General features: G+C 68.2%; 22 protein-coding genes. 12 read left to right on the top strand and 10 right to left on the bottom strand.

Translation table 11 applies throughout. From position 1 onward, the window contains the following. Positions 1–3: 3 nt before the first annotated feature. Positions 4–1404, bottom strand: coding sequence for a sigma-54-dependent transcriptional regulator (locus JRI60_RS11640; RefSeq protein ID WP_204225919.1), 1401 nt, complete (start codon positions 1402–1404; stop codon positions 4–6). 3 nt (positions 1405–1407) lie between these two features. Further along, positions 1408–2853, bottom strand: coding sequence for a sensor histidine kinase (locus JRI60_RS11645; RefSeq protein WP_204225920.1), 1446 nt, complete (start codon positions 2851–2853; stop codon positions 1408–1410). Between the two features lie 204 nt (positions 2854–3057). On the opposite strand from JRI60_RS11645, the gene JRI60_RS11650 reads away from it, so the two are divergent. Genes JRI60_RS11650 through JRI60_RS11660 form a run of 3 tightly spaced genes read left to right on the top strand, consistent with a single transcriptional unit; the run spans position 3058 to position 9259 of the window. Then, positions 3058–4551: a TolC family protein gene (locus JRI60_RS11650; protein WP_275439192.1), complete on the top strand. Its 1494-nt coding sequence runs from the start codon at positions 3058–3060 to the stop codon at positions 4549–4551. Positions 4552–4564: 13 nt separating this feature from the next. Next, positions 4565–5971 (top strand): efflux RND transporter periplasmic adaptor subunit, encoded by a 1407-nt coding sequence (locus JRI60_RS11655; protein WP_204225922.1) that lies wholly within the window; start codon positions 4565–4567, stop codon positions 5969–5971. Positions 5972–5974: 3 nt separating this feature from the next. Continuing rightward, positions 5975–9259, top strand: coding sequence for an efflux RND transporter permease subunit (locus tag JRI60_RS11660; protein ID WP_204225923.1), 3285 nt, complete (start codon positions 5975–5977; stop codon positions 9257–9259). An 8-nt stretch (positions 9260–9267) separates the two neighbouring features. On the opposite strand, the gene JRI60_RS11665 is transcribed toward JRI60_RS11660, so the two are convergent. Further along, positions 9268–9675, bottom strand: coding sequence for an OsmC family protein (locus JRI60_RS11665; RefSeq protein ID WP_204225924.1), 408 nt, complete (start codon positions 9673–9675; stop codon positions 9268–9270). A 136-nt stretch (positions 9676–9811) separates the two neighbouring features. On the opposite strand from JRI60_RS11665, the gene JRI60_RS11670 reads away from it, so the two are divergent. Next, the gene (locus JRI60_RS11670) at positions 9812–10699 is read left to right on the top strand and encodes a LysR family transcriptional regulator (RefSeq protein WP_204225925.1); all 888 of its coding nucleotides are present in this window, start codon (positions 9812–9814) and stop codon (positions 10697–10699) included. 126 nt (positions 10700–10825) lie between these two features. Continuing rightward, complete coding sequence (locus JRI60_RS11675; protein ID WP_204225926.1) at positions 10826–11755, top strand: pirin family protein; 930 nt, start codon at positions 10826–10828, stop codon at positions 11753–11755. A gap of 101 nt (positions 11756–11856) precedes the next feature. Here JRI60_RS11675 and JRI60_RS11680 read toward each other — a convergent pair whose 3' ends face one another. Next, positions 11857–12207, bottom strand: a complete 351-nt coding sequence (locus JRI60_RS11680) for an HU family DNA-binding protein (RefSeq protein ID WP_204225927.1) — start codon at positions 12205–12207, stop codon at positions 11857–11859. Positions 12208–12553: 346 nt separating this feature from the next. On the opposite strand from JRI60_RS11680, the gene JRI60_RS11685 reads away from it, so the two are divergent. Next, positions 12554–13885, top strand: coding sequence for a hypothetical protein (locus JRI60_RS11685; protein WP_239470775.1), 1332 nt, complete (start codon positions 12554–12556; stop codon positions 13883–13885). Between the two features lie 42 nt (positions 13886–13927). Here the strand turns inward: JRI60_RS11685 and JRI60_RS11690 are convergent, their stop codons facing one another. Further along, a complete protein-coding gene (locus tag JRI60_RS11690; RefSeq protein ID WP_204225929.1) occupies positions 13928–14803 on the bottom strand; it encodes a hypothetical protein in 876 nt (291 codons plus the stop codon). Between the two features lie 52 nt (positions 14804–14855). Here JRI60_RS11690 and JRI60_RS11695 point away from each other — a divergent pair, with 52 nt between their 5' ends. Together JRI60_RS11695 and JRI60_RS11700 are read left to right on the top strand one after the other, a co-directional pair. Then, entirely contained in the window at positions 14856–16106 is a 1251-nt protein-coding gene (locus JRI60_RS11695) for a P1 family peptidase (RefSeq protein WP_204225930.1), read from the top strand. 78 nt (positions 16107–16184) lie between these two features. Next, the gene (locus JRI60_RS11700) at positions 16185–17384 is read left to right on the top strand and encodes an acyltransferase family protein (protein ID WP_239470776.1); all 1200 of its coding nucleotides are present in this window, start codon (positions 16185–16187) and stop codon (positions 17382–17384) included. Between the two features lie 23 nt (positions 17385–17407). On the opposite strand, the gene JRI60_RS11705 is transcribed toward JRI60_RS11700, so the two are convergent. Then, entirely contained in the window at positions 17408–19267 is a 1860-nt protein-coding gene (locus JRI60_RS11705) for a DUF4214 domain-containing protein (RefSeq protein ID WP_204225932.1), read from the bottom strand. Positions 19268–19546: 279 nt separating this feature from the next. Here JRI60_RS11705 and JRI60_RS11710 point away from each other — a divergent pair, with 279 nt between their 5' ends. Further along, entirely contained in the window at positions 19547–19780 is a 234-nt protein-coding gene (locus JRI60_RS11710) for a hypothetical protein (protein ID WP_204225933.1), read from the top strand. 41 nt (positions 19781–19821) lie between these two features. Here the strand turns inward: JRI60_RS11710 and JRI60_RS11715 are convergent, their stop codons facing one another. From JRI60_RS11715 to JRI60_RS11725, 3 genes are all read right to left on the bottom strand, one after another. After that, entirely contained in the window at positions 19822–20691 is an 870-nt protein-coding gene (locus JRI60_RS11715) for a CPBP family intramembrane glutamic endopeptidase (protein ID WP_204225934.1), read from the bottom strand. A gap of 26 nt (positions 20692–20717) precedes the next feature. Beyond that, positions 20718–21266: a MarR family winged helix-turn-helix transcriptional regulator gene (locus tag JRI60_RS11720; protein WP_204225935.1), complete on the bottom strand. Its 549-nt coding sequence runs from the start codon at positions 21264–21266 to the stop codon at positions 20718–20720. Between the two features lie 116 nt (positions 21267–21382). Then, positions 21383–22075, bottom strand: coding sequence for a TetR/AcrR family transcriptional regulator (locus JRI60_RS11725; protein ID WP_204225936.1), 693 nt, complete (start codon positions 22073–22075; stop codon positions 21383–21385). A 67-nt stretch (positions 22076–22142) separates the two neighbouring features. Here JRI60_RS11725 and JRI60_RS11730 point away from each other — a divergent pair, with 67 nt between their 5' ends. From JRI60_RS11730 to JRI60_RS11740, 3 genes are read left to right on the top strand one after another with little or no spacing between them, the layout of a single operon-like run. Beyond that, a complete protein-coding gene (locus JRI60_RS11730) occupies positions 22143–23588 on the top strand; it encodes an MFS transporter (protein WP_204225937.1) in 1446 nt (481 codons plus the stop codon). Positions 23589–23607: 19 nt separating this feature from the next. Next, on the top strand, positions 23608–24948 hold the full coding sequence (locus JRI60_RS11735) for a carotenoid oxygenase family protein (protein ID WP_204225938.1): 1341 nt from the start codon (positions 23608–23610) through the stop codon (positions 24946–24948). 2 nt (positions 24949–24950) lie between these two features. Further along, on the top strand, positions 24951–25448 hold the full coding sequence (locus JRI60_RS11740; protein WP_204225939.1) for an SRPBCC family protein: 498 nt from the start codon (positions 24951–24953) through the stop codon (positions 25446–25448). Between the two features lie 311 nt (positions 25449–25759). Here JRI60_RS11740 and JRI60_RS11745 read toward each other — a convergent pair whose 3' ends face one another. Next, entirely contained in the window at positions 25760–26527 is a 768-nt protein-coding gene (locus JRI60_RS11745) for a VOC family protein (RefSeq protein ID WP_204225940.1), read from the bottom strand. Positions 26528–26632: the final 105 nt, after the last annotated feature.

Raw genomic sequence — 26632 nt, forward strand, 5'->3', positions numbered from 1 at the left:
CCGCTAGCGCGGCTTGAAGTCGTCGGAGCGGATGCTGTAGCGCTTGAGCAGGCGGTGCAGGCTCTCTCGCTCGATGCCAGCGTGCTCGGCGGCACGGGTGACGTTGCCCTCGAAGTCACGCATCAGTGCCGTGAGGTACTCGCGCGAGAAGCGATCCCTGGCCAGGTCGAGCGCGTCCCGGTAGGGCAACTGCTTCGCCGCCGCACCCGGCAGGGCGCCTTCCTGCCGCTCTCGCACCTCGGGCGGCAGGTCGCGCTCCGTCACGTGGGGGCCGGTGGCCACCGCCACCGCGCGCATGAGGGCGTTCTCCAGCTCACGCACGTTCCCCGGCCACGGGTAGCCCATGAGGGCGCGCAGGGCCTCCGGGGTGATGCCCTCCAGCGGGCGCCCCATCGTCTTGCAGTGCTTGTCGAGCAGGTGGGCCGCCAGCAGGGGGATGTCCTCCTTGCGCTCGCGCAGGGGCGGCAGCTGGACCGGGAAGACATTGAGCCGGTAGAAGAGATCCTCCCGGAAGCGCCCCTGGGCCGCCGCGGCACGCAGGTCACGGTGGGTGGCCGCCACCACCCGCACGTCCACCTGCACGGGCCGTGTCTCCCCCACGCGCCGGACCTCCCGCTCTTGCAGCACACGCAGGAGCTTCACCTGCGCGTTCAGCGGCAGGTCACCCACTTCATCCAGGAAGATCGTTCCGCCGTTGGCTTCCTCGAAGAGGCCCGCCTTGGCCTGGACCGCGCCGGTGAAGGCTCCCTTTCCGTGGCCGAACAGCTCGCTCTCCACGAGCTCCGTCGGCAGTGCGCCACAGTTGACGGGCACGAAGGGGCGCTCGCGCCGGGCGCTGTTGAGGTGGACGGCCCGCGCCGCCAGCTCCTTGCCCGTGCCCGTCTCGCCCGTCAGCAGCACGGTGATGTCCAGGCGCGCCGCCTGCTCGATGAGCCGATGCGCCTCCTGCATCGCCGCGCTGTGGCCCACGGCCCCGGTGAAGGAGAAGTCCGGGCTCGGTGATTTCCGCCCCAGCACCTCCGCCTGGAGGCGCAGCCGCCGACGCTCCATCGCCCGTGTGACCAGCTCGACGGGGGCGTCGGGGAGGAAGGGCTTCTGGAGGTAGTCGAAGGCGCCCGCCCGCATCGCCTCCACCGCGTCCGGCACCGTGGCGTAGCCCGTCATCATCACCACCTCGGTGTCGGGGTGGCGGGATTTGACGGCGCGCAGCACCTCGAAGCCGTCCGCGCCGGGCATGCGGACGTCGGACACCACGACGTCGAACTCCTGCGCCTCCAGCAGCGCCAGGGCGCGCGACCCGTCCTCCGCGCACGTCACCTCATAGGTATCGCCCAGCAGCCGGGCGAAGAGCTTGAGGATGTTCTCCTTGTCGTCCACCACCAGCACGCGTCCGCGCGTCTCCATGCCTCACGCCCTCCCTGGCTGCGTGGCGGGCAGCCACACGGTGAAGTGTGCACCGGGCCCCGTACCGGCGGCGGCCTCCAGGTTGCCACCGTGCGCCTGCACGATGCTCTGACTGATGGCGAGGCCCAGTCCCGTCCCACTGGGCTTCGTGGTGAAGAAGGGCTCGAAGAGGCGCTCGCGCGCCGTGACGCTCAGGCCCGGGCCCGTGTCCTCCACGTGCAGCTCGGCGCCCTTCTCCGTCTGCGCCAGGAGCACCCGCACCCGTCCCTCCGCTCCGCAGGCGTCCACCGCGTTGCGAATCAGGTTGAGCACCACCTGGCGCAGCTTCGTCAGGTGTCCCGCGGTGCGCGCCTCGCCTTCGACGTCCACCCGCACGGCTCCGAGCTGGCCTCCCTGCCGCAGCCGCTCCACCACCTCCTCGCACAAGGCGCGCAGGTCCACCGGCTCCGGCTCGGCGGGGAGGGGGCGCGAGAGCGCGAGCAGGTCCTCGACGATGTCACGGCTGCGCACCGCCTCGTCCTCGATGACCTGGAGGTCCTCGCGCAGGCTCCCCTCCGCCTTCTTCTTCATCATGCCCACATAGCCGAGGATGACGGTGAGCGGGTTGTTGATCTCATGGGCCACGCCCGCCGCCAGCCGGCCGATGCCCGCGAGCTTCTCGCTCTGCACCAGCCGCTCCTGATGCTCGCGCAGCGCCGCCGTCATGGCGTTGAACTGGTGGGCCAGCTCGCCGAACTCGTCGGGGGTCGTGATGTCGATGCGTGCGTGCATGTCTCCCGCGGCCAGCCGCGCCGCGCCCTCGCGCAGCCGGGCCACGGGCCGGGCCACGGAGCGGACGACATAGACGCCCACGCCCATGGCCAGCAGCGGCGCGCCCACCAGGAAGAACAGGGTCCACTGGAAGGCGGAGCTCTGGAGCTCGCTCACACGGGCCTCGGCCTCGTCCACCGAGCGGTTGAAGTGGCTCACCAGCCGGTCCGTGCGCTCCTCCATCTGGGACACGAGCCCGAGCGCCCGGCCATGCTCGCGGTCCATGTCCTCCTTCCTTCCCGACAGCACCGCGGGCAGGAGCGCCTCGCGGAAGAGGGTGTCCAGCGACCGCTGTGCGCGCTCGATGTCGGCCACCCAGGCCTGCTCCTCGGGCTCCGAGGCCTGCGCCTTCATCACCTGCGTCAGCCGGTTCACCCGTTGGGCGGCCGTCTCATAGAAGTGCAGGTGGCTGTCGTTGCCCAGGATGAGGGTATGGGCCTGGTGCGCGTAGGAGTCCCGGATGGCGCTGGCCACCTCGAGCGCCGAGCGGACGGCATGCTGCCGCGCCTGCATCTCGACCAGGCGGGAATGGATCTCCCGCATATGGACGAGGACGAGGAGGGAGGAGACCACGAAGAGGGAAACCAGGGCGGCGAGGGCCAGGCTGAGACGTCGGGCGGTGCCTGAGGGGACCTGCATGGATGAGCTCTCCTCCATCAGTAGTACGCAAGGCGGGTGCCACCTGTCCTCCCCGTCGATGCGCGCGCCTTTGCCCCACGGGAGATGTGATTCCCAGAGTTACACAGTGACTCGCCGGGCGCCTGATGGAGCACGCCGTGCCCGGGGTTCCTCTCTCTCGGGCGGGACATGGCCCGTGGCACAAGCCGTGCACAACCCGGGGTCGTGCAACCCACTCACGACATCTCCCGGTCTGTCCTCGCCTCGGGCTGGCGGCGCTCCCCGCGAGGGCACCTGGCTCTCGTGCTGGTGCTGCTCTCGCCGCTGGTGGCGCTCGCGCGGGAGGAGACTCGCACGCCGGTCACTCGAGCGGCTCCCGCATCGGCGCTGCCGACGGACGCGACGCTGGAGCAGCTCCTCGCGGAAGCCCTCGAGGCGCGCCCGGAGTTGCGCCAGGCGGAGGCCCAGGTGCGGGCCGCTCGGGAGCGTGTCCCCCAGGCGGGAGCCCTGCCGGATCCGGTGCTGCAGGTGGGCATCCAGAACGACGGCTTCGACGGACTCATGATCGGCGAGATGGAGGGCAGCTACATCAGCATCATGGCCTCCCAGGCACTGCCCTTCCCGGGAAAGCGCGCGCTGCGCACCGAAGTGGCCCGGCTCGGCGCCACGGCCGTGTCGGCGCGGGTGGCGCGAGCGCGGCTGTCCATCGAGGCCGAGGTGCGCCGGGGCTACCTCGACCTGCTGCTGACGCGCGAGCGGCTCGTGCTGCTGGACCGGCTGCAGGCGCTCTGGAAGCAGTCCGCCGACATGGCCCGCATCCGCTACGAGACGGGCGAGGGGGCCCAGTCGGACCTGCTGCGTGCCCAGCTCGAGCTCAACCGGCTGCGCCAGCGCCAGCTGGCCCTGCGCGCCGAGGAGCGCGTCCGTGTGCAGTCCCTGAACCGGCAGAGCGGCCGGCCCCTGGATGAGCCCCTCCCCACCACCACGCGCGTGCGCGACGTGGGAGTGCCGGAGCTCGGCGACCGCGAAGCCGCGGAACGGGACTCGCTCGAGCGAAGCCCCGAGCTGGCCGAGAGGCGTGCGTTGATGGCGCAGGCGGAGCAGCAGATGGCGCTGGCGCGCCGTGAACGCCTGCCCGACTTCACCGTGAGCGCGGGGGTGATGCCCCGGGGCGGCGACTTCCCTCCCATGTGGCAGGCCAGCGTTGGCGTCAACCTGCCCGTCTTCTCCGGGAGGATGCGGAGCCGCGTGGTGGCCGAGAGCGGTGCCCAGACAGAGTCCACGACCCACGCGGTGGCCGCGCTGGAGCAGGATCTCCGCCTGCGGGTCCGGGAGCGCCTCATCGCCCTGGAGGCGCTGCGCGACACGGTGGCGATCTACCGTGACGGTCTCTTGATGCAATCGGCGGCGACCGCCGAGAGCACCCTGACGCAGTACCGGGTGGGGCGCGCCTCGTTCGCCTCGGTGCTGGAAGCCAACACCGGCATCATCCGCGACGAGGAGGACTATCTGCGGACGCTCGTCGACGCGCAGCGCCTCGCCATCGCCCAGGCCGAGGTGAGCCTGGAGCCCGTGGCGTCGATGGGCGGCGGTGGTCAGGGCGCGGGCGGAATGCCCGGGGCGGGGAGCGCCCCCTCCGCTTCCGCGCGTGGCGCCGCTCCAGCGGGGAGTGCTCCCGGTGCGGCCCCCTCAACCTCTTCCTCCATGTCGGGGATGTAGCCCCGGAGAACCCATGTCCCTCGAGACTCCGCCCATCCCCCCTTCGCCACCCCCGTCGCGCCGCCGCTTCGGAGCCGCCGTGCTCGTCGTCACGGCGCTGGCCAGCGCCGTACTGGGCGGCGGCGTCGTGCACCTGCTGTCGCACGGGCATGAAGCGCCCGACGCTCACGCGCCGGCCCCCGCGGCCGGCACCACCCCGAGCGCCTCCGAGCCGGCGGTCACGAAATACCAGTGCCCGATGCACCCGAGCATCGTGCAGGACCACCCGGGCAAGTGCCCCATCTGCGGCATGGACCTGGTGGCGATGACGCCCGGGTCGGCTTCTCCTGGCGACCCGGGCACCGCCGCGGTGGAGGGCCTGGCCCCCATCACCATCGACCCCTCGCGCCAGCAGCTCATCGGCCTGCGCACCGCGCCGGTGACGGAGGGCAGGGTCGGGGGAACCTGGAGGACCACGGGCCGGGTTGCCATGGACGAGACCCGCGTGCGCCGCGTCACCATGAAGGTGCCCGCGTTCGTCGAGCGCGTGTACGTGGACTTCACCGGCAAGCCGGTGCGGAAGGGGGAGCCGCTCTTCTCCGTCTACAGCCCGGAGCTGCTCGCGGCCCAGGAGGAGTACCTGCTGGCGCTGCGCACGCGGCAGTCCCTGGGCCAGGCCGGAGGGATGGCGGCGGACGGTGACGCCCTGGTGGCCGCGGCCCGACGCAAGCTGCAGCTGTGGGACGTGCCGGCGGCCACCCTGGAGCGGCTCGCCGAGACGGGCGAGGCCACCCGCTCCCTCACCCTGGTGTCGCCCATCTCCGGGGTCATCACCAAGAAGGACGTGGTGGAGGGGGCGCGCCTGGAGGTGGGCGCCACTGCCTACGAGGTCGTCGACCTGTCGCGAGTATGGGTGCTCGCCGATGTGTACGAGACCGAGCTGCGGCACGTGAAGGTGGGCATGCCCGCCACGCTTCAGCTCAAGGCGTTCCCCAACCGGGTGTTCGCGGGGAAGGTGTCCTTCCTGGACCCGGTGCTCGACCCGGCCACGCGCACGGTGAAGGTGCGCCTGGAGTTCCCCAATCCCGACGGCGACCTGCGTCCCGAGATGTTCGGTGAGGTGGTGCTCCGGGGCACGACCCGCGAGGGGCTGAAGATTCCGTCCGACGCGGTCGTCCCCACCGGCACGACCCAGGTGGTCTTCGTGGCGCTGGGCGACGGCCGCTTCCAGCCGCGCGAGGTGCGCCTGGGCGAGTCGGATGGGAAGAGCGTGGAGGTGACGTCGGGCCTGAAGGCGGGCGAGCAGGTCGTCACTGGCGCCAACTTCCTCATCGACTCCGAATCGCGCCTGCGCGCGTCGCTGGCGGCGCTGGCCGCCTCCTCCTCGGGGGGCACCCCGGCGCCTGCTCCTCCCGCCGCCTCCGGCCACGGAGGCCACTGAGCCATGATTCGCGCCATCATCCGCTTCTCGGCGGAGAACAAGTACCTCGTCATCGCGGCCACGGTGGTAGCGCTCCTCGGCGCCTGGTGGACGATGCGGAACACGCCGCTGGACGCGCTGCCGGACCTGTCCGACACGCAGGTCATCGTCTACGGGCGGTGGGACCGCAGCCCCGACATCATCGAGGACCAGGTCACCTATCCCATCACCACCGCGCTGCTGGGCGCCCCGAAGGTCAAGGCGGTCCGAGGCTTCAGCGACTTCGGCTTCAGCTACGTGTACGTCATCTTCGAGGATGGCACGGACATGTACTGGGCGCGCACGCGGGTGCTCGAGTACCTGTCGAAGATAACGTCCCAGCTGCCGCAGGACGTGAAGGTGGAGCTGGGCCCGGACGCCACCAGCGTGGGGTGGGTGTTCCAGTACGCGCTGGTGGACAGGAGCGGCAAGCACCGGCTGGACGAGCTGCGCTCCTACCAGGACTGGTTCCTGCGCTATGCCATCCAGAGCGTGCCGGGCGTGTCCGAGGTGGCGACCGTGGGCGGCCAGGTGCGCCAGTACCAGGTGACGGTCAACCCCAACACGCTGGCCAGCTACGGGCTGTCGCTGGACGCGGTGGTGCGCGCGGTTCGCCAGGGCAACAATGACGTGGGGGGACGGTTGGTGGAGGTGGCCGGGCGCGAGTACATGGTCCGCGGCCGTGGCTACGTGAAGAGCGTGGAGGACATCGAGAAGCTCGTCCTGAAGGCCCAGGGAGGCACGCCCGTCACCATCAAGGACGTGGCCAGCGTGACGCTGGGTCCCGAGCTGCGCCGGGGCGTGGCGGACCTGGACGGGGAAGGGGACGTGGTGGGCGGCATCGTGGTGATGCGCCAGGGGGAGAACGCACTCAACGTCATCGAGCGCGTGAAGGCGAAGCTCGAGGAGCTGAAACCCTCGCTGCCCGAGGGCGTGGAGATCGTCACCACCTACGACCGCTCGGACCTCATCGAGCGCGCCATCGACACGGTGACGCACAAGCTGGTGGAGGAGATCCTCATCGTCTCCCTCATCATCCTCATCTTCCTGTGGCACGTGCCTTCCGCCATCGTGCCCATCGTCACCATTCCAGTGTCGGTGGCGCTGGCCTTCATCCCCATGTACGCGATGGGGCTGAACGCCAACCTCATGTCGCTGGCCGGCATCGCCATCTCCATCGGCGTGCTGGTGGACGGAGCCATCGTCGAGGTGGAGAACGCGTACAACAAGATCCACCACTGGATGAAGGACGGCAAGAAGGGCGACTTCCACCAGGTGCGCCTGGAGGCGCTGATGGAGGTGGGGCCGGGCGTCTTCTTCAGCCTGCTCGTCATCGCCGTGGCCTTCATGCCCATCTTCACGCTGGTGGACCAGGAGGGCCGTCTCTTCCGGCCGCTGGCGTATTCGAAGAACCTCGCCATGGCGATCGCCGCGCTGCTGGCGATCACCCTCGACCCGGCCATGCGGATGCTCTTCGCACGCGTGGAGCCCTTCCACTTCCGCCCGAGGTTCCTGGCGTGGGCGGCGACGCAGGCCTTCGTGGGCAGGTATTACTCGGAGGAGCGGCACCCCATCAGCCGGCTGATGCACCGGCTCTACGAGGGCCCCTGCCGCTTCGTCCTGCGGCACGCGAAGGCCACCCTGGCGGTGAGCGCGGTGCTGGTGGCGACCACCATTCCCCTGTACCTGCAGCTGGGCAGCGAGTTCATGCCTCCGCTCAACGAGGGCACCATCCTCTACATGCCCTCGGCGGTGGAGCCCGGCATGTCCGTGACGGAGGCGCAGCGCGTGCTGCAGGTGCAGGACAAGCTGCTCATGCAGTTCCCCGAGGTGGAGCGCGTCTTCGGCAAGGCGGGCCGCGCCAACACCTCCACGGACCCCGCCCCGTTCACCATGATGGAGACGACGGTGCTGCTGCGCCCCGAGTCCCAGTGGCGCGAAGTGCCACGCTGGTACAGCGGCTGGGCGCCCGAGTGGCTGAAGGGGATGCTGCGCCCCTTCTGGCGGGACCGCATCACCCAGGCGGAGCTGGAGTCGAAGATGAACGCCGCGCTCCAGCTGCCGGGCATCTCCAACGCCTGGACCATGCCCATCAAGGGCCGGCTGGACATGCTGTCCACGGGCATCCGCACGCCGGTGGGCATCAAGATCATGGGAGCGGACCTGACCACCGTGGAGCGGATCGCCCGCGAGACGGAGGCCGTGATGGCCCGGGTGGAGGGCACCCGCAGCGCGTTCGCCGAGCGCGTGGCGGGAGGCTACTTCCTGGACTTCGTGCTCAAGCGAGGCGAGCTCGCCCGCTACGGCCTGAGCGTGGATGACGCGAACATGATGGTGATGACCGCGGTGGGGGGCGACAACCAGTCCACCACCGTGGAGGGCCGCGAGCGCTACGGCATCAACGTGCGCTACGCGCGTGACTACCGCGAGGACCTCCAGTCGCTGAAGCGCGTGTTGCTGCCGCTTCCGGACGGCAAGGGCCAGATTCCCATGGAGGCCATCGCGGACGTGGTGCTCGCGCATGGCCCCTCGATGATTCGCAACGAGAACGGGATGCTCACCGGCTACGTCTACGTGGACTTCGACACGTCGAAGTACGACGTGGGCGGCTTCGTGGAGCGCGCGAAGGAGGCGGTGGCCGCGGGCGTGAAGGTGCCGGCCGGCTACTCCATGACGTGGAGCGGCCAGTACGAGAACATGCTGCGCGTCAGGGAGCGGCTCCAGCTCGTCATCCCGCTCACGCTCGTGCTCATCTTCGGGCTGCTGTACATGAACACCAAGTCTGCCTTCAAGGCGGGCCTGGTGATGCTGGCGGTGCCCTTCTCGGCCATTGGGGCGGTGTGGCTGCTGTGGGCGCTCGACTACAACATCTCCATCGCGGTGTGGGTGGGGATGATCGCGCTGATGGGCCTGGACGCGGAGACCGGCGCCTTCATGCTGCTCTTCCTGGACCTGTCCCACGACGAGGCGAAGAAGCGCGGGATGCTGCGCACGGAAGGGGACCTGGTGGAGGCCATCGTGCACGGTGCCGTGAAGCGCGTACGGCCCAAGGCGATGACGGTCATGGCGGCGATGTTGGGCCTGCTCCCCATCATGTGGTCCACCGGAACGGGCGCGGACGTCATGAAGCGCATCGCGGCACCCATGGTGGGCGGCCTGGCCACCAGCTTCCTGTTGGAGCTGCTCGTCTACCCGGCGGTCTATTTCCTGTGGAAGCGCCGCGAGGTGGTGCCGGGTCCCGCGCTCCCCGAACCGAGCGTCCCGGTGTGACGCCGGCTTCAAACCGCCTCGAGCGGCTCCGTGACGATCTCCACGGTCGTCGTGGTCATCAGCTTGTGGATGGGGCACTGCGCGACGGCGGCGTGGAGCCTCTGCTTCTCTTCCTGGGACAGCGCGCCGTGGAACGCGAGCTTCACCCGGAGCGAGTAGGTGCCCTGGCGCTCGCGCGAGTCGTCGCGCTCCACGTGGGCCTCGACGCGCTCCAGGGCGATGCCGTGCTTCTTCGCGTACCAGGTGGCCGTGAGCGCCTTGCACGCCGCCAGGGAGGCATCGAAGTAGTCATGGGGTCCCGGAGCGGAGGCCTGGCCGCCCATCGAAGGGGGGACGTCGGCGTGGAAGGTGTGGGAGCCGACGTGGATGACCTGCCGGAACGTGCCGCTCTGCTCGGTCTGGGAATCGATGGACATGGGGTCTCCTGGGGTGGGTTCGGACGAGAAGGTCGGGAACGTCGCGGAATGTAGCGGTGGGCGGTAGCCCTGATTAGATGGGTCGGACTGGACGCATTGTTCCACTCATGGAACGACTTCCGGAGCGGGAATCGACATGGACCTCAACGAGCTCCTGGTCTTCGCCAGGGTGGTGCAGGCTGGCAGCTTCACGGAGGCGGCGCGGGGGCTCCAGATGCCCAAGTCCACCGTCAGCCGGAAGGTGTCCGAGCTCGAGGAGCGTGTTGGCGCGCAACTGCTGCAGCGCACGACGCGCAAGCTGCACCTCACGGAGGTGGGCCGGGCCTACTACGAGCACTGTGCCCGCATCGTGGCCGAGGCGGAGGCCGCCGAGCAGTCCGTCACTCGCATGCAGGCCGTGCCCCATGGGCTGCTGCGCGTGACGGCCCCCCTGACCTTCAGCCACCTGGGGCCGCTCGTCGCGGAGTTCATGAAGAGCTACCCCGAGGTGCAGCTCGATCTGGTGTGCACGGATCGCACGGTCGACCTGGTGGGGGAGGGGTTCGACCTGGCCATTCGCGCGGGACGGCTCGCCGACTCGTCCTTCATCGCCCGGCGGCTGGGAGTCATCGAGCGGCTCGTCGTGGCGGCTCCGAGCTACATCAAGGCGCGGGGAGCGCCCAGGTCCCCGAAGGAGCTCGAGAAGCACGACTGCCTCCTCTTTGGCGCGGGGAGGGAGGGGAACGTCTGGAGCCTGAGTGCCGGGAGCCGGTCGGTCGAGGTCCAGGTCCGCGCCCGCTTCGTCGTGAACGAGCCGGACATGCTCCGCGCCGTGACGCTGGCGGGGGCCGGGGTCGCCCTCCTGCCCAACATCCACTGCTCCAGCGATATCGCCGCCGGACGCCTGCAACGCATCCTGCCGGACTGGGGGTCGTCGGGAGCACCGGTGCATGTGGTCTACCCGAGCGCCCGGCATCATTCACCCAAGGTGATGGCCTTCGTGGACTTCCTGCGGGAGCGCTGGCCCGCGCCTTCACCGGAATGATGGGGGAGGATTGTTCTACCCTTGGAACAGTCCATCCTGTCATCCACCGCTAGTGGGGAGCGGGTGTTTCCCACATGCTGTTGTACGTCCTGACGAGCTGCCCTGATCTGCTGGAAGGAGTCACACATGAGCTGGGATGAAACGAGAGAGACACACCTCCCCCCCGGGATGGAGACGCTCATCGTCACCCGTACCCGGGACCTGGGTGATGGATTCGAGGTGCGTCGGGCGCTGCCCTCGGCCCAGCGCCGGATGGTGGGCCCCTTCATCTTCCTCGACCAGATGGGGCCCGCGGTGTTCCGCTCGGGCCATGGGCTCGACGTGCGGCCGCACCCCCACATCGGCCTGGCCACCGTGACCTACCTCTTCGAGGGGGAGATCCTCCACCGCGACAGTCTGGGCATGGTGCAACCCATCCGGCCCGGCGAGGTGAACTGGATGACGGCGGGGCGCGGCATCGTCCACTCCGAGCGCACGGGCCCCGAGACGCGGGCCGCGGGCGGGCGGCTCTTCGGCATCCAGGCCTGGGTGGCGCTCCCGAAGAAGCACGAGGAGACCGCGCCGGCCTTCGTCCACCATGCCACCGAGACGATGCCCTTCCTCGAGGGCGAGGGCGTGCGGATGCACGTCATCGCGGGCTCGCTCCACGGGAAGCGCTCGCCCGTCCAGACGCTCTCGGACATGTTCTACGCGGACGCGGTGCTGGAGGCGGGGGCGGGCCTGGTGATTCCGGCCGAGCACGAGGAGCGTGCGCTCTACCTCGCCCAGGGCACGGTGGAGATCGACGGCATCGAGTTCAGCGCGGGAGAGCTCCTCGTCTTCCGTCCTGGGAGTGAGATCGCCCTCCAGGCCTCCGAGCCGGCGCGCATGATGTTGCTCGGCGGCGAGCCGATGGACGGACCGCGCTACATCTACTGGAACTTCGTCTCGAGCTCGAAGGAGCGGCTGGAGGAGGCGAAGGCGGACTGGAAGGCCGGGCGCTTCGCCAAAGTGCCCCAGGAGACGGAGTTCATCCCGCTTCCCGAGGATCCCCCCGCCCCCGTGCGCTACCCGTAGTCCCCGCTCCAGGGGCCACGACTTGTCTCACGGGAACGGAGGGCACGGTGCCCGGGAGGGCGCGCTCCGACGGGGAGCGGCACCCTCCTGGGCGGGTCTTCCTAGAGCATGTCCTTCAGGGCCTTGAGCGGCTGGATCTTCACGACCTTGCGAGCCGGCTTGGCCTTGAACGTCGTCTCCTGGCCGGTGAAGGGGTTGATGCCCTTGCGCGCCTTGGTGGCCGGCTTCTTCACCACCTTCAGCTTCATCAGGCCGGGGACCACGAACTTGCCGGGGCCGCGGCTGCCCAGGCTCTTCTGGATCTGCTCGCCGAGTGCGTCGAAGACGGAGGTGACCTGCTTCTTGCTCAACCCGGTCTGCTCGGCGATGGACACCAGCAGCTCGGACTTGGTCGGGCCCCTGTCGGAGGCGGCAGCCTTCTTCGCGGTGGCGGTCTTCGTCTTCGCGGCCATCTGATTCTCCTGTGGAAACGGCTGGGTGGTGGCTGGTGCACGGAAATCGGCGCCAGCTCGTTCTGCAATGCCCATAGTCGCTCAAATGCGAATCGGCAACGAGAGAAACACCGCGATCCGGACGCGCTTGTGTTCGCCGTCGGCCCGGGACTTGCGATCGAGCCGCCCATCGACAGGTGAACGCATGGGACTTCGTGCAGGCGCGGTGGGAGTGGGACTCGTGGTCATTTCATTGCTCTCGGTGGGTTGCGGTGACCGGACCCGGACAGTCGACCCGCCGGAGAATCAGGAGCCAGGTCCAGGGGAGGGAAGCGAAGTTCCATCGGACACTCCTCCGGTTCTCTTGGTGGATGGCGGAACTCCCCCGGTTTCCACGCCGGACGGGGGGGATGGTGGGGCGACGCCCGATGCTGGCGAGTCGCCAGATGCCGGGACGACGCCGGACGCCGGCGAGCCGCCGGATGCGGGTCCCTGGCCGGTGGATGCGGTGCTCGACTACTCGCGGGCGTTTGGCGTCGGCAGACCGAGGAGCGTTGGACTCGATGAGGGGCTGAACCTCTGGCTGCTCGACGGCAACCGCATCGGCGTGCTGCGCCCGGGTGACGCGGCCCCGACGTGGACCACGGGGGTCGGACAGGCGCGCCTGCCGTTCGGCCGGGATTCGCTCGCCATCGACTCGACGGTCATCTGCGGCGGTGAGGCCGGGCGCGCCTACGTGGGGTATCGCGCCGCCGAGATGCAGAAGGCGCCGGGGATCCGGCAGCGCACGTACATCCCTGGACCGGGCGATGACTACTACACGCCCGAGCGCTACGCCGAGTACCAGAAGGGAGATCTGGACGCGGTCCGCCTCCAGACCGATGGGTCCGTCGTGCTCGAGGAGCACATCTGGCGCACCACCGGCTCGTCGAACGAGGGCAAGCAGATCGGCATCCACAACACGAACGACTTCCACTACGAGGAGGATCGCAGCGTCCTGAACTGCGCCCGCGTGACGCGCGGCAAGTATCGCGGCGACCTCTACATCACGACGAACCACGGGGTGACCCGCATCCAGGGGCTCACGTACAACAGCCACCGTCATCCGGGCTGGTACCTCATCACCACGAATCCGGACGGCTCGCGGGACGAGTCGCTCCAGTGCCCGCCGATGTATGGGCTCGGCATCGCGCCGAACGGGGATGTCCTCGTCGCCAACGAGCAGATGCTCGGCGTGCTCGTCCCGAGTGCGAAGCTCGAGGAGTGGGACCGCGAGAAGACCTGGGAGGGTCCCACGCCCTGGCGGTTCAAGGGCTTCAATGAAGCGCTCAACGGTCAGGCGGATGATGATTTCTGGCGTGCCTTCGAGCAGACCACCTCGGGCCGCTACTACCTGGGGAGCGAGGAGTTTGGCGTCTGGGCGATGACGCCGAAGTCCCGCTCCGCGGGGAACTGGTCGAAGCTCGCCGGGCTGCCGACGAACCGGATCCTGGCGCTCGAGGCGACGGACGATGGTGCGCTCTACATTGGCACGGATGGCGCGGGTCTCTGGAGGTTGGAGCCGGACGGCGTGACGTTGGCCAGGGTGCCGCAGGTATCCGGCCAGCAGGTCTCGCAGCTCGTCTACGAACCCACCGTGACGCCGAGCATGCTGCTCGTGCTCACCGACCAGGGATTGACCGTGCTCCGCGGCCCGTAGGCAGGACTGCCGCATCCCCTCCCGGGTCCGGGGATGCGGTCGTCACACCTCCTCGGTGGCGTCCAGCTCGTACCTGAGGATCCTCAGGTACTTGCCGTGCGTGTCGTTCTCGTAGAGCTGTCCAAGCTCGTTGAAGAGACCGAGGAGCCCATCCACCGAGTCGAAGGTGAGCTGGTATTGCCCGTAGTTGGGGTCGAAGAGATGGAAGATCCCATCTCCGTCCCCGTGCAGTCCCAAGGCGTGTTTGAAGGTGTAGAGCAGGAAGGTGCCCTTCTTCATCGCATCGAAGTCGATGCCCTGGGCCGTGAGCGCCTTCTTGGTGTCCTTGTCTCCGCCATAGCCATAGAGGTGATAGAGGAGGTAGCGGGCGTTGATGTCATCCGTGCCCACGCGCTTCCTCATGAAGTAAACGCCCATGGCACCAATGGCACGGCTGAACTGCCGGGTATCCCAGGAGATGGAGCGCGCGTTGAGCTCGGTATCGAAGTCCTTGAACAACGCGCCGATGTTCGTGTCGTTGAAGACACGGTGGGTGAAGACGGGATCCTCGTCCTTGGCGGAGAAGATGGAGGCCAGGTGCTTGGTGAGCTTGTGCTGCATCTTCATGACCTGGCTCGTATTGAGCCGGGGACGCGCCGACTTCGCGCGCGCGCGCCAATGCGCCGTGGTCCCCTTCAAGTGATCGGCGCACCAGAAGTAGGCGTGTGCCAGGCAGTTCCCGTCCTTGGAGTAGGTCCGTAGGACGTTGTGCGCCATCCAATCGCTGCCCATGAAGAGGGTGTCGGCCAATCCTCCCTTCAGATACAGCCCGGGAGATGCCTTGAAGCTCATCTGGCTGAACTCCAGCTCGCAGTCCGGATTGGACGTGCTGACCCGCTCGAGCATGGCTTCGAACAGGGGGCGATTGATGGGGGGCATTGCGTGATGGTACTGCCACGACACCTGCTCCCACAACGTTGACGGAGGTGCCATGAGTCCTCGCGCCCTTGCTTCTCTCGTGCTCGCGGTGTGCTGCCTCCTGGGAATGCCCGGTGTCTCCGCCGCTCAGTCCGTTCCAGCGAAGGCCCGTGCCCGGGAGCTGGGAATTCCCTTCGGGGGACAGCCAGGAACCCTCGACGCCATCACGGACGTGCCGGGGGTGGAGGTGGGTCACTCCACGATCGTCTCCGGTCAGGGGCGGCTCGTGGTGGGCAAGGGGCCGGTGCGCACGGGAGTCACCGCCGTGTGGCCTCGTGGGAAGGCGGGGACCGCGCCCGTGTTCGCGGCCACGCATGCCCTGAATGGCAATGGGGAGATGACGGGCACCCATTGGGTGAACGAGTCCGGGTTGCTCTATGGCCCCATGCTGCTCACCAACACCTCCAGCGTGGGCACGGTGCGCGACGCGCTCATCGCCTGGGCGCTGAAGCGAGGCCGGTCATTCGAGCTCAGCCTGCCCGTGGTGGCGGAGACCTACGACGGCATCCTGAACGACATCGACGGCTTCCATGTGAAGCGGGAGCACGTCTTCCGAGCACTCGATGGTGCGAGCCCGGGGCCCGTCGCGGAGGGCTCGGTGGGCGGTGGAACGGGGATGATCTGCCACGGCTTCAAGGGAGGCATTGGCACGGCCTCGCGCAAGCTCCCGGAGGAGCAGGGGGGTTATACGGTGGGTGTGCTCGTGCAGTGCAACTACGGCCAGCGCCGGCTCCTGACCGTGGCGGGCGTCCCGGTGGGCGAGGAGCTCCCGGACCTGCGAGCGTGCACGACGGGGGATGGGGCTCCGTCGAACCCTCTCATCACCGACATGCCCCGGTGCTCGAAGCAGGGGGCCTCCCGGCAGTCCTTCCCCGAGGGAATGGGCTCGATCATCGTGGTCGTGGCGACGGACGCGCCCCTGCTGCCGCACCAGCTCGGGCGGCTCGCCCGGCGCGTGCCGCTCGGTATCGCGAAGATGGGCGGGCTTGGGGAGGACGGCTCCGGAGATCTCTTCCTGGCCTTCTCGACCCAGGCCACGCTCCCGCCCACGCCGGGCCCGGTCGCCCCGGTCTCCACACTCGACAACGAGCGCATGAACCCGCTCTTCGAGGCCACCGTGCAGGCGACGCAGGAGGCCATCCTCAACGCGATGTTGGCCGCCGACACCATGACCGGCGCGGATGGGATCCGGGTCTTCGCCCTCCCGCATGACCGGTTGATGGAGGCCATGAAGAAGTACGGCCGCGAAGGTTCCGACAGATAGTGGCGAGGCCGGAGTTCTCGGCCAATCCTCCGATGCTGCGGTCGCTCGACCGCTTCCGGGAAGGATCCACGCATCGTGATGACTCAGGACGCCAGCAACACGCCCAAGCGGTTCGATGGGCTCGACACGCTGAGAGCGGTGGCCATCCTGCTGGTGTTCGCCTACCACTACAGGGTGTTCGTCAGCGGCACGCCGACCTTCGGTTGGGCCAGCACCGTGGGCTGGACAGGGGTGGACCTGTTCTTCGTGCTGAGCGGCTACCTCATCGGCAACCAGCTCTTCGCCGGCATCGCGAAGGGGAAGACGCTGTCGCTGAAGGCGTTCTACATCCGGCGGCTCCTGAGAACGCTGCCCAACTACTACGTGGTGCTGGCGCTGTATTTCGCGCTGCCCACGGTCATGGGCGGCAGGCCACCGCCGCCCTTGTGGCGCTTCCTGACCTTCACGCAGAACCTGGGGTTGCAGCCGGGGACGGCGTTCTCGCATGCCTGGTCGCTGTGCATCGAGGAGCAGTTCTATCTGTTGCTACCGCTGCTCATCCTCGGTGCGCTGCACTTCGGCGGTTCCCTGTCGAAGCGGGCCGCCTGGTTCGCGCTGACAAGCCTGATCCTCGCCGGCATCGCGCTCCGCGGAGTGCTGTGGTTCCAGTACGGACAGGAGCCGGGCGGTGTCGACCGGGGCTACTACCCGAACATCTACTACTCCTCGTTCTGCCGATTCGACGAGTTCCTGCCTGGCGTGGCCATCGCCATGCTGAAGAACTTCCATCCGCGCCTCTGGGAGCGGGTGATTGGATGGGGCCGTGCCACGCTGGCCGCCGGTGTGCTCGCCACCGTGGGCCTCTTCTACCTGCTCGCGAACTACTACTACATCGAGGGCTACGGTTATGGCTTCGCCATGACCACCTTCGGCTACTCGCTGCTGGCCTGCGCGTTCGCGCTGCTGGTCGTGGCCGCGCTGAGCCCGGGCTCTCTGCTGTACCGCGTGCGCGTGCCGGGCGCCGCCTCCCTCGCGGCGTGGTCGTATGCCATCTACCTGTCGCACAAGCCGCTCGCCCATGTCGCGCGAAAGCAATTGGAGCCCTGGGGCCTGGGGGAGGGTTCCACGGTGGCGATCATCGCGGCCGTCTGCCTGCTCGGAGGCTGGCTGCTGCATCGCTTCGTCGAGACGCCGTTCATGCGGCTGCGCGATCGCCATCATCCGACGAACTTCCACACAGCGGTAGGCGCGGGGGCCCGCCAGACCAGCGAGACGCTGGCCGGCGAGCCCTCGCGATAGACTCCGTCTCGAGCTCAGGCGTGCTACTGCATGCCGAAGCGCTGGCGGTACTCCGTGGAGGTGATGAAGCCGTTGACGACCGCGCTGTAGTCACCTCCCGTGTTCAAGATGTTCAGCCAGAAGGAAACTTCCGACGCACTCGGCTGGCGCCGCAGGAAGTTCGTGTAGCAATGGGTGACGAAGGCCGAGTTGTAACCAGACGAGGCCGGGTTCAGATCCGGGTCCTGCTGGCGGTTCTCCGGTGATTCGAGGATGTTGCGCGCGATGGCGACGCGGTTCGAGGCCAGACAGGTCGCGTTCCCATTGCAGCTCTGCAAAATGCTCACATTGTTGGCGAGCCCGCCCGCGTCGGGCTCGCGCTTGAGCACATCCAGGTAGGTCTGCCGGACGAAGAACTCCGAGCGGTCGATGGGATTGGTCGTGAGGGCCTGACGCAGGTCCGGCAGGGGGCCGATGTGGCGCGGGTCGGAGCCCTGCGGCGTGCCGGTGCCAGAGAGGAGGTTGAGCACCGTGCTCGGGGTGAGCACGCCGCGCCCGGAAGCGCGGGCGGCGCCCTGGATGCTGGCCACCGCGCCGGTGACGACGGGCGCGGAGCTCGAGGTGCCCGAGAAGGTCGCGGTGTACCAGCGGTTGACGCCCTCGGTGCTGTAGAGGTCGCCGTAGCCGGTGGTCGTCACGCTGTCACCCCAGCCCTGCAGGTCCACCGTGGAACCGTAGGTGGAGTAGTCGTGGGGGGTGCGCGCCGTACTGCCCCAGGCGGGCGACTTGCCAGCGCCCACGAGGATGGCGCCCGAGTCGTTGGCCGCCAGGAACGGGTAGTGTCCGTTGTTGCCGGTGGAGTAGATGGCGTCATCCAGGTTCTGGCTGCCGTTGCCCGCCGTCTCGACGACGATCTTGTTCGCCGCCACCGCCGCCTTGATGGCGTCGTACCAGGGCTTGTACCACTCGGGCGGTACGTACTTCCCGGTGCCATTGGGACCACTGATCTGCTGCTCGATGAGGATGACGTCTCCGGCGTTGATGTTGGCCGCGCAGGTCGTCACGGCCGCGCCCACGTTGTAGCCAGACGCCGTATTGGCATACGCGAACAGCTTCTGCGCGTTGTAGGCGATGCCGGTGGTGCCCTCGCCGTTGGACAGGCTACCGTACACCCCCGCCACCGCGGTGCCGTGATTGGTGTTGTTGAAAGGGTCCACGCCGGCGGGGCCCACCGCCGTCACCGTGCCCAGGTCCGCGTGCGCGCCGTTGAAGCTGTACTCCACGTCGCAGATCTTCACGTTGGTGCCGCGCGCGCCCGCCACGGTGTCGGCATAGCGTCCATCGATGCCCGCGGGCGCCGCGTCCTGGTACTTCTGATACGAGCCCGTGCTCACCGAGTAGTAGTCCGGCGCCGTCGGCGGCTCCACGGGGACGGGCACGCGGTAGACGGCCTCCACCTCCGGAAGCTGGAGGAAGGCCGCCGCGATGCGATTGGCATCCAGGCCCACCGGAAGCCGCACGCGGAAGTACAGGTTGAGGTCCGGCTGCGGCTCGGCCGTCCGCTTCTCGCCCTCGGCCTGGAGCGTCTCCAGCGCCTCCTCGGACGCATCGTGAGAGCGCATCCACCTGCCGCCCTCCACCGCCTTCAGCAGCACCGAGGCCTGGGACGTGCGCAGCCCGCGCCCCGCCAGGTCCGTGGGCGCGCCATTGCGCAACCGGATGAGCTGGTTGTCATGAAATTTGATCTCCAACAGATCCGCTTCGACAGACTTCTCGCCACCCAGTGCCCGGACCTGAGCCTCGACGCCCGCCAGCGCCGCCCGCTCCGAGTCCGCCGCCAGCGCTGCGGTGCTCCCCGTCAGCCCGAGAGAGATGAGCCACGAGCTCCACGTCTTGAGATGCATGCCTGCTCCTGCTATTGCGGTGGGGAATCCACGGCGGGCGGCTCTATACGCTTTTCCCAGGTAAAGTCAGTGAGAATCACCGCGAGGAATAGGCACTTCTTCGTGATGTCGTCTCCTTCGTAAGCCCTCGCAAGTGAGCGACCGCGGCGGGCCTCGCGAGTCTTGTGTGTCTCCGACAGGGCGTCGCGAAGGGGTTCACTCCAGGTGAATTTTGGAGGAGCGCGTTCATCCGGAAAGACGTAGAATCATGCTTCCCACTCAACGCAGGAGGAATGGCACATGAAGATGTCCTGGATTCGTGGCATGGGGCTGCTCGTCGCAACGCTGGGCCTGGCCGCGTGTGGTGGTCCCATCGAGGAGGAGTCCGTGACGGAGGTGGCGTCGACCGAGCAGGCCCTCCGGATGTGCAACTTGCAGGGCCAGTGCGGCACCAACGAGGTGTGCGTCGGTGGCCCCGGTGGCACCTGTTACCCTTGCAGCCGGTACCCGCAGTACTGTGACCTCGCCAGGTAGCGGGTCCAGTCCGAGCGGGGCCCTCCCTGGTGGGGGCCTCGCTACGCGGTCGCGCGCGTGGGCAACTCCTGGTGGGTCCTTTCTCCCTTCCAACGCGCCAGCCCGACCACGACCAGCGCGAGAATCAAGACACTGATGGCGGAGCCTTCGAGGCCAAAGTCGCCCCCGGTCAACCATGTGGGCTTGCCATGGAGTACCGGGGTCCACCATCCCTTGGAGGCGTTACCACTCACACCGAATCCCAGGCTACCCTGCGCCCAGTTCCATCCCATATGCACCCCGATCGGGAGTGCCAGGCGACCTGTGCGCAGGTAGCAATAGCCCAACATCCAACCCGCCAGGAAGATGTTGAGCATCGCCAGGACCCTGACGCTTCCATCCATGGCTGGGTCGAAAGGGTGCGCGAGGGCGAAGATCGTGGCGAACACGAGCTGGGACCAGAGCGGGCCCATCCCCCTGATGGCCCGCTGGAACGCATAGCCGTGAAAGAGCGTCTCCTCGAAGAGCGCGACGGCGAGCATCGTCCCCGCACCCTTCAGGAGATTCGAGGCGGCGCCATCTGGCGTCCGCACCAGATGAAAACCGTCGAGCAGCCAGACGCCCAAGGCCGTCAGACCCACGAGACCTGCTCCGCCGACCAACCCGAGTCCAAAGTCACGACCTGAAGCCTTGCTGATGGCGAAGCCCTGGGCGGCAAGGGACGTGCGCTCCAGGCGCGAACATACCCAGGTCGGGACAAACGCTCCCAGGAATGCGAGAACCACCTCCGGCACGAATGGCCTCACGGTGTCAGGCAACATCCTGCGGATGAAGATCAGGCCGACCACGAAGAGGGCCGTCATGAAGAAATAGCCAAGAATCTTCCAGCCGTTGCGCAAGCTGTTTTCGGCATTGAAAAATAGAGATTTCATGATTGTCATTCTTACGGACGGGGGCGTCAGGGCTTGCGTGGCTTGCGACGGATTCCCCGGGTCCTGGCGGGTGCCTCGGTGCTGGACCGAGGCTGTTGGGAGGAGGGGTGATCCGCCATCCGGGCGCGCGCCTCGGCGATACGTTCGCCGAACGGCTTCACCTCGAGCGCGGCGATGGCCGTCTCCAGCGTCAGCGAAAGGGGAGTGGGCAGCTCGGCATCCAGATCGGCTGCGGCGCCCGCCGTGGCTCGCCAGCACGCTTGCAGCCGAGGGAGCAGCTCACGTCCGGCATCCGTGAGTCGAACCAGGCGTTCGCGCCTGTCGCCCGGCTCCGACTGCGCGGAGACCAGGCCTTCCTTGACCATGAGCGCGACCGTCTGCGTCACGGCGGGCTGGGTGATTCCCGCGGCTGCGGCGATCTGACCGATCGTCGATGGCTCGCGCTCCATCAATGCGCGCATGACCGGCGTGTAGCGCGGTCGGTAGGAGAGCCCCTCCTGCGCATAGGCTTCGCTGACTGCACCATCGAGGAGTTCGATCAAATGCCGCAATTGCGTTCCGAGGCCCGCCTTCATGCGGGCATCATATAAGTGCTTATATAACGAGTAAAGGACTTCCCTCCCCTCTGAAGGGCCACCTGGGGCGTCACCCCTCTGCTTCACCCTCTACGGTGGGGTACGCCGACAAGCTTCTAGTGGCCGCCCCCTGCTGCGTCGATGATGCGTTTGACCTCATCATCGAGCAGCGCACCCCCGTCGAGTCCCATGTCCTTGAAGACAGAGGAGAGCTCGAGGCTGACGATGCCATGCAGGCGCGTCCAGAAGAGGACGCCCAGGCGCAGGATGTGCGGCGGGAAGCTCACGTTGCCGGCGCGACGCCGGGACCAGGCCGTGAGCTGGCGGTCGAGCGCGTCGGGAGGCCTGGTGACCGGCCGGTCGCCAGCGATGTCGGCGAGGAGTCGCAGGAGGAGGAGCATGCCTTCGTGGATCTCCGCGATGGCCTCGGCCGGGTCCTTGAACTCTTCTGCACGCCCGCCAAACAGCAGCGCGTACCGGCGTGGATGCTTCAGCGCCCAGCCACGGTAGGCGGAGGCGTACGCGGCCAGGTGCGCGGAGGGTGCGCGCCCTGTCGACGCCTCGGCCGCTTCCCGGACCGCCGTCACCAGTTGGGCGTAGATGTCGGTATGAAGCGCGCCGAGCAGCTCGTCCCGTGAGGCGAAGTACCGGTAGAGGGCGGGGCCGGACATTCCCAGCTCCTTCGCGATCGCGTTGAGAGAGAGCGTCGCGAGGCCTCCTTCGTCGACCTGTCGCAGGGCGATGCCGCGGATCTCACGGACCGTCTCCGCATGGATGCGCTCGCGCCGGGAGAGAGGGGGGTGGGACATGGACCTGAGAATAATAGGGTCACGCGCTTGCGTCATGCGGTTAGTTTAGTTACAACATCTAACCAATATGACAGCCACTAACGAAAGAGCGCGTGCGACCGGTGCCTCCGTCGGCGACTTCCGGCCGCTCGTCCCACTGGCCCTGGCCCAGTTCGTCGTGGTGCTGAGCACCTCCATCGTCAACATCGCGCTGCCGTCGATTCGCGTCGGCCTGGGGCTCGCGCCAGCCGGATTGACCTGGGTGGTCAACGCCTACGTCCTGGCCTTTGGCGGCTTCCTCCTCGCCGGCGGGAGGGCGGCCGACATCCTCGGGCGCCACCATGTCTTCACGGTGTCCCTGGCCGCCTTCGGTATCGCCTCGCTCGCCGCCGCCGTCGCGCCTGGGGCCGGCTCCCTCATCGCCGCCCGAGGCCTGCAGGGCGTCGCCGCCGCCGTCTTGTCTCCCACGGCGCTGTCCATCGCGCTCACCCTCTATCCGGGTGGCGAGGCCCGGAGAGTGGCTCTCGGTGTCTGGGGAGGGGTGTCCGGTGCGGGCGGTGCCGCGGGGGTCATCGCGGGAGGGCTGCTCACCGCGACATTCGGGTGGCGCTCGGTGTTCGTCGTCGCCGTCCCGTTCGTGGTCGTGGCCCTGGCCATGTCCCGTTCCCGGGTCGTCTCATCCCCCAGGCCTTCCGAGCGGCCGGCCTTCGACGCTCCCGGTGCCCTCCTGGTCACCGCAGCGCTCGGTCTCCTCACCTATGGTCTCGCTGGTGCCACGCGCGACGGTTGGCTCTCGGCCCGCACGCTGGGGCTCCTCGCGACCGGGGCGCTCCTGCTCGTCGCCTTCGTCCAGGTCGAGCGGCGCAGTGCGGCGCCTCTGGTGCATCTGGGCATCTTCGCCAACCCGAGCGTGCGCTTCGCCAACGCCGCCATGACACTCGTGGGGGGCGCCTGGGTCGGGCTGTTCTTCTTCCTTCCCCTCTACCAGCAGCAAGTCCTCGGCTATGGCCCGCTCCGAACCGGGCTGACACAACTGCCGCTCGCCGTGACGCTCACGGCCGCCTCGGCCCATGTCCGCCGCATCACCGGGTGGATGGGGGCCCGGAAGACGCTCGTCGCCAGCCTCGTGCTCCTCACCGTCGGGCTTGCCTGGTTCGGCCGGGTCCCGGTCGAAGGAACCTTCGTCGCACACCTCCTCGGCCCCTCGCTCCTGGTTGGCACCGGCCTCGGCATCGCCTTCGTCGAACTGACCCGCCTCGCCACTCACGGCGTCACACTGGCTGAGTCCGGGTTGGCCAGCGGGCTCGTGAGCACCACACGCCAGTGCGGCGGCGCTGTCGGCCTGGCCTTGCTCATGTCACTTGCCGCCAGCCGCATCGGGAGCACCGCGGAGCCCGGAGTGGCCGCCCTCACCGAGGGCTACCGCGCCGCGTTCCTCGCCGCCTCGCTGCTCACGGGTCTCGCCGCGCTCCTGGCGCTGCGCGCACCCACCCCGCCGGCGGCGCTTGCTTCACCTGTAACCCACAACCCCTGACCCACGAGGACACACGCACATGACCACCCCCGCTCCATTCCTGACCGGTCCGTTCACGCCAGTCCCCGACGAAATCACCGCCACCCACCTGCGAGTGCGAGGCACCCTGCCGGCCGAGCTCCATGGGCAACTGGTGCGCAACGGCCACAACCCCATGCCGGGCGTCGTGCCGATTCATTGGTTCAAGGGCAGTGGCATGCTCCATGGGATTCGGCTCCATGAAGGGCGAGCCGAATCCTACCGCAACCGGTGGGTCCGAACGCCCGCCCTCCAGGGCGCGCCCTACATGACCGAACACGGCCCTGACTATACCGCCCACTCCGCTGGCACCCATGCGATCAGCCACGCGGGCCGGATTCTCGCCCTCAACGAGGCGGGCCTTCCCTTCCAGGTTACGCCCGAGCTCGACACCGTGGGAGTGTTCGACTTCGCGGGAAGGCTCACCACTGCGATGACGGCCCACCCGAAGATCGACCCGCGCACCGGAGAGCTGCATTTCTTCGGCTATGGACCCTTCCCTCCGTACCTCACCTACTACGTCGCCTCGCCCCAGGGAGACATCATCCGGGCCGAGGTGGTGCCCGGCGCCGGCCCATCGCTGATGCATGACTTCGCCATCACCCGGCGCCACATCGTCTGGTTCGACATGCCCGTGGTGTTCGACATGAACGACACGTCGGGCATGCCCTACGCATGGAACGACGACTACCCGGCACGAATCGGAATCATGTCCCGCGAGAGCGGAACCGTCCGTTGGTTCGAGGTCGACCCCCTCTACGTCCTTCACGTCACCAACGCCTACGACGACGCGGAGGGCAGGGTCGTCCTCGACGCCCCCGCGTTCGACCGCGCCGGCTGGGTGCGGTCAACGGCCTGGTGGGCGGGTCGTGCCGACCGGGGTCCAAGCCTCCTGAGTGGGGCGAGCCACCGGCGATGGATCCTCGACCCCCAGAAGGGAGTCATCGGCTCGCGGACCGTGGATGACCTCATCGTCGAGTTCCCCACGGTCAGTCCCGCCGTGGTCGGGCAGCCCTTCCGGTACGGGTACGCCCTCGCGCTTCCCGATGGCGAGCGGGGCCCCTGGGCCCTGGCGAAGCACGACCTGACCACGGGCACCCGTCAGCTCCGCTCCTTCGGCCCCGGACAACTGCCGAGCGAAGGGGTATTCGTGCCCGCGGCTGGAGCTACCAGCGAGGACGCCGGCTACATCCTCACCGTGGTGAGCAACGCCGACCAGTCGCCGGCGGAGCTGCTCGTGCTCGACGCCACCCACATCGCTGGCGAGCCCGTGGCGGTGGTGGAGCTCCCCCGCCACGTCCCCGGTGGTGTGCACGGCTCGTGGATTCCGGCGGAGGCATGACCATGGCACTCGCTCCCAGCTCATTCGAGACGTCCATGGACATCGACCGGAATGCCCCCGTCATCGTCGCCGAGGAGATCCGGATCCTGGCTCCACCCGCCCGTGTCTGGGACCTGCTGACGGAGATCGACCGGTGGCCGGACTGGAACCCCGACATCAGCACCGCCGTCCTCGGCGGTGCGGTAGCGGTTGGCTCGACGTTCCGGTGGACGACCGCTGGACTCGCCATCGTCTCCACCATCGGCGAGGTTGTACCCGGCAAGCGGCTCGCCTGGTCGGGCGACACCCATGGAATCTTTGGCATCCACGTATGGACTCTCGATCCCGGTGACTCGACTGGCCGGACCACCCTGGTCCGCACCGTCGAGTCCTGGAGCGGTGAAGTCGTCCGGCAGGATCCCGAGGCCCTGCGAGGCCAGCTCGAGGCCGCCATCACGGCATGGCTCGGCCATCTCCGCTCCGAGGCCGAGACCCTCACACCGAGCACGACCCACCTTTAGGGCTCCCCGTGAGGTGTGGAGGCAGGCGGAGTGTACCCGGCGCAAGAGTCGACCCAGGCCGCGTGGTGCGGTAAAGCCGCGAGCCGCGATGCGGCCTGGCTCATGGACGGCCTCCGCCGGCTTGTCGGCCGGAACGCTGAAGCCGGTGTCCTTCATGCCCAGCGGCTCGAAGAGGCGCTCCCGGAAGAGATGGGATGGTCGCCCGGCGTGAAGATGGCTCCCATGCCCATGCGCAGCGTCAGCAGCTCGCCGACGAGGAGCGGTCGGTGGGCGGGGACGGGGTCATCCACCGGCTCGGCAGACCAGGAGCGCTACGCGCGCCTGGCCGCCGAATAGATGGCGAACACACCGCCCTGCGGATCCATGCACTGGGCGATGCGGTCTCCGCCGGGGACGTCCATCGGGCCGTTGAGCACCTTTCCGCCCTTTTCCGGGATGCGCCTGGCGGTCTCGTCGGCGTTCTTCACGTTGATGTAGTGCAGCCAGTGAGCAGGGGCCTTCATCATGTTGGCGGCATTCGACATCCCGCCCATCGACTGCTTGGGGTCGGTGCCGAACATGAAGTACTCGCCGAACTCGGGGCCCATGTTCATGGACGAGGTGGCCTTCCAGCCGAAGAGCGCGGAGTAGAATTTCCAGGCGCTCTGCCAATCCGTGGTGTTGAGCTCGGCCCAGCTGAAGTTGCCGAGCAGCTCGCGAGGAGCGAGCTCGCCTTCGCGGGGCAGCGGTTTGAAGACGGCGAACACGGCACCCTGCGGATCCTCGAGGACGGCGAAGCGGCCGACGGTGGGGATGTCGGAGGGAGGCGACATCACCTTGCCGCCCATCTTCCGCGCCTCCTGAGCGGTGGCATCGACGTTGTCGGCGTGGATGTAGCCCATCCAGTGCTGCGGAACGCCAGCGCGCTTCATCTCGTCAGGCAGCGCCATGATGCCCCCGACGCCTTTGTCGCCGGCTTTCAGGAGCTCGTAGTCACCGCCCGGAAACTTCTCGGTCTTCCAGCCGATGATGTCCGAATAGAAAGCCTTCGCACCGGCGAGGTCGGAGCACATCAGGTCGTACCAGATGAATCGGCTCATCGCGTTCCTCCAAAGGGGTGGAAAGCGCCTCTCTATTACACGACAGGTCGCCGCAGGTGCGGCGAATGGAGCCGGTAGTCCGCGACAGAACGGACGGGCACGCTG

Source organism: Archangium violaceum, from assembly GCF_016887565.1.
GTDB classification, from domain to species: Bacteria; Myxococcota; Myxococcia; order Myxococcales; family Myxococcaceae; genus Archangium; species Archangium violaceum_B.

What these genes read in the sequence shown, in the direction of transcription:
- JRI60_RS11715 (WP_204225934.1), bottom strand. Translation starts at nt 20,691, where the DNA reads ATGAAATCTCTATTTTTCAATGCCGAAAACAGCTTGCGCAACGGCTGG.
- JRI60_RS11690 (WP_204225929.1), bottom strand. Translation starts at nt 14,803, where the DNA reads ATGCCCCCCATCAATCGCCCCCTGTTCGAAGCCATGCTCGAGCGGGTC.
- JRI60_RS11655 (WP_204225922.1), top strand. Translation starts at nt 4,565, where the DNA reads ATGTCCCTCGAGACTCCGCCCATCCCCCCTTCGCCACCCCCGTCGCGC.
- JRI60_RS11730 (WP_204225937.1), top strand. Translation starts at nt 22,143, where the DNA reads ATGACAGCCACTAACGAAAGAGCGCGTGCGACCGGTGCCTCCGTCGGC.
- JRI60_RS11680 (WP_204225927.1), bottom strand. Translation starts at nt 12,207, where the DNA reads ATGGCCGCGAAGACGAAGACCGCCACCGCGAAGAAGGCTGCCGCCTCC.
- JRI60_RS11700 (WP_239470776.1), top strand. Translation starts at nt 16,185, where the DNA reads ATGACTCAGGACGCCAGCAACACGCCCAAGCGGTTCGATGGGCTCGAC.
- JRI60_RS11665 (WP_204225924.1), bottom strand. Translation starts at nt 9,675, where the DNA reads ATGTCCATCGATTCCCAGACCGAGCAGAGCGGCACGTTCCGGCAGGTC.
- JRI60_RS11740 (WP_204225939.1), top strand. Translation starts at nt 24,951, where the DNA reads ATGGCACTCGCTCCCAGCTCATTCGAGACGTCCATGGACATCGACCGG.
- JRI60_RS11725 (WP_204225936.1), bottom strand. Translation starts at nt 22,075, where the DNA reads ATGTCCCACCCCCCTCTCTCCCGGCGCGAGCGCATCCATGCGGAGACG.
- JRI60_RS11645 (WP_204225920.1), bottom strand. Translation starts at nt 2,853, where the DNA reads ATGCAGGTCCCCTCAGGCACCGCCCGACGTCTCAGCCTGGCCCTCGCC.
- JRI60_RS11735 (WP_204225938.1), top strand. Translation starts at nt 23,608, where the DNA reads ATGACCACCCCCGCTCCATTCCTGACCGGTCCGTTCACGCCAGTCCCC.
- JRI60_RS11640 (WP_204225919.1), bottom strand. Translation starts at nt 1,404, where the DNA reads ATGGAGACGCGCGGACGCGTGCTGGTGGTGGACGACAAGGAGAACATC.
- JRI60_RS11670 (WP_204225925.1), top strand. Translation starts at nt 9,812, where the DNA reads ATGGACCTCAACGAGCTCCTGGTCTTCGCCAGGGTGGTGCAGGCTGGC.
- JRI60_RS11695 (WP_204225930.1), top strand. Translation starts at nt 14,856, where the DNA reads ATGAGTCCTCGCGCCCTTGCTTCTCTCGTGCTCGCGGTGTGCTGCCTC.
- JRI60_RS11710 (WP_204225933.1), top strand. Translation starts at nt 19,547, where the DNA reads ATGAAGATGTCCTGGATTCGTGGCATGGGGCTGCTCGTCGCAACGCTG.
- JRI60_RS11720 (WP_204225935.1), bottom strand. Translation starts at nt 21,266, where the DNA reads ATGAAGGCGGGCCTCGGAACGCAATTGCGGCATTTGATCGAACTCCTC.
- JRI60_RS11705 (WP_204225932.1), bottom strand. Translation starts at nt 19,267, where the DNA reads ATGCATCTCAAGACGTGGAGCTCGTGGCTCATCTCTCTCGGGCTGACG.
- JRI60_RS11660 (WP_204225923.1), top strand. Translation starts at nt 5,975, where the DNA reads ATGATTCGCGCCATCATCCGCTTCTCGGCGGAGAACAAGTACCTCGTC.
- JRI60_RS11675 (WP_204225926.1), top strand. Translation starts at nt 10,826, where the DNA reads ATGAGCTGGGATGAAACGAGAGAGACACACCTCCCCCCCGGGATGGAG.
- JRI60_RS11745 (WP_204225940.1), bottom strand. Translation starts at nt 26,527, where the DNA reads ATGAGCCGATTCATCTGGTACGACCTGATGTGCTCCGACCTCGCCGGT.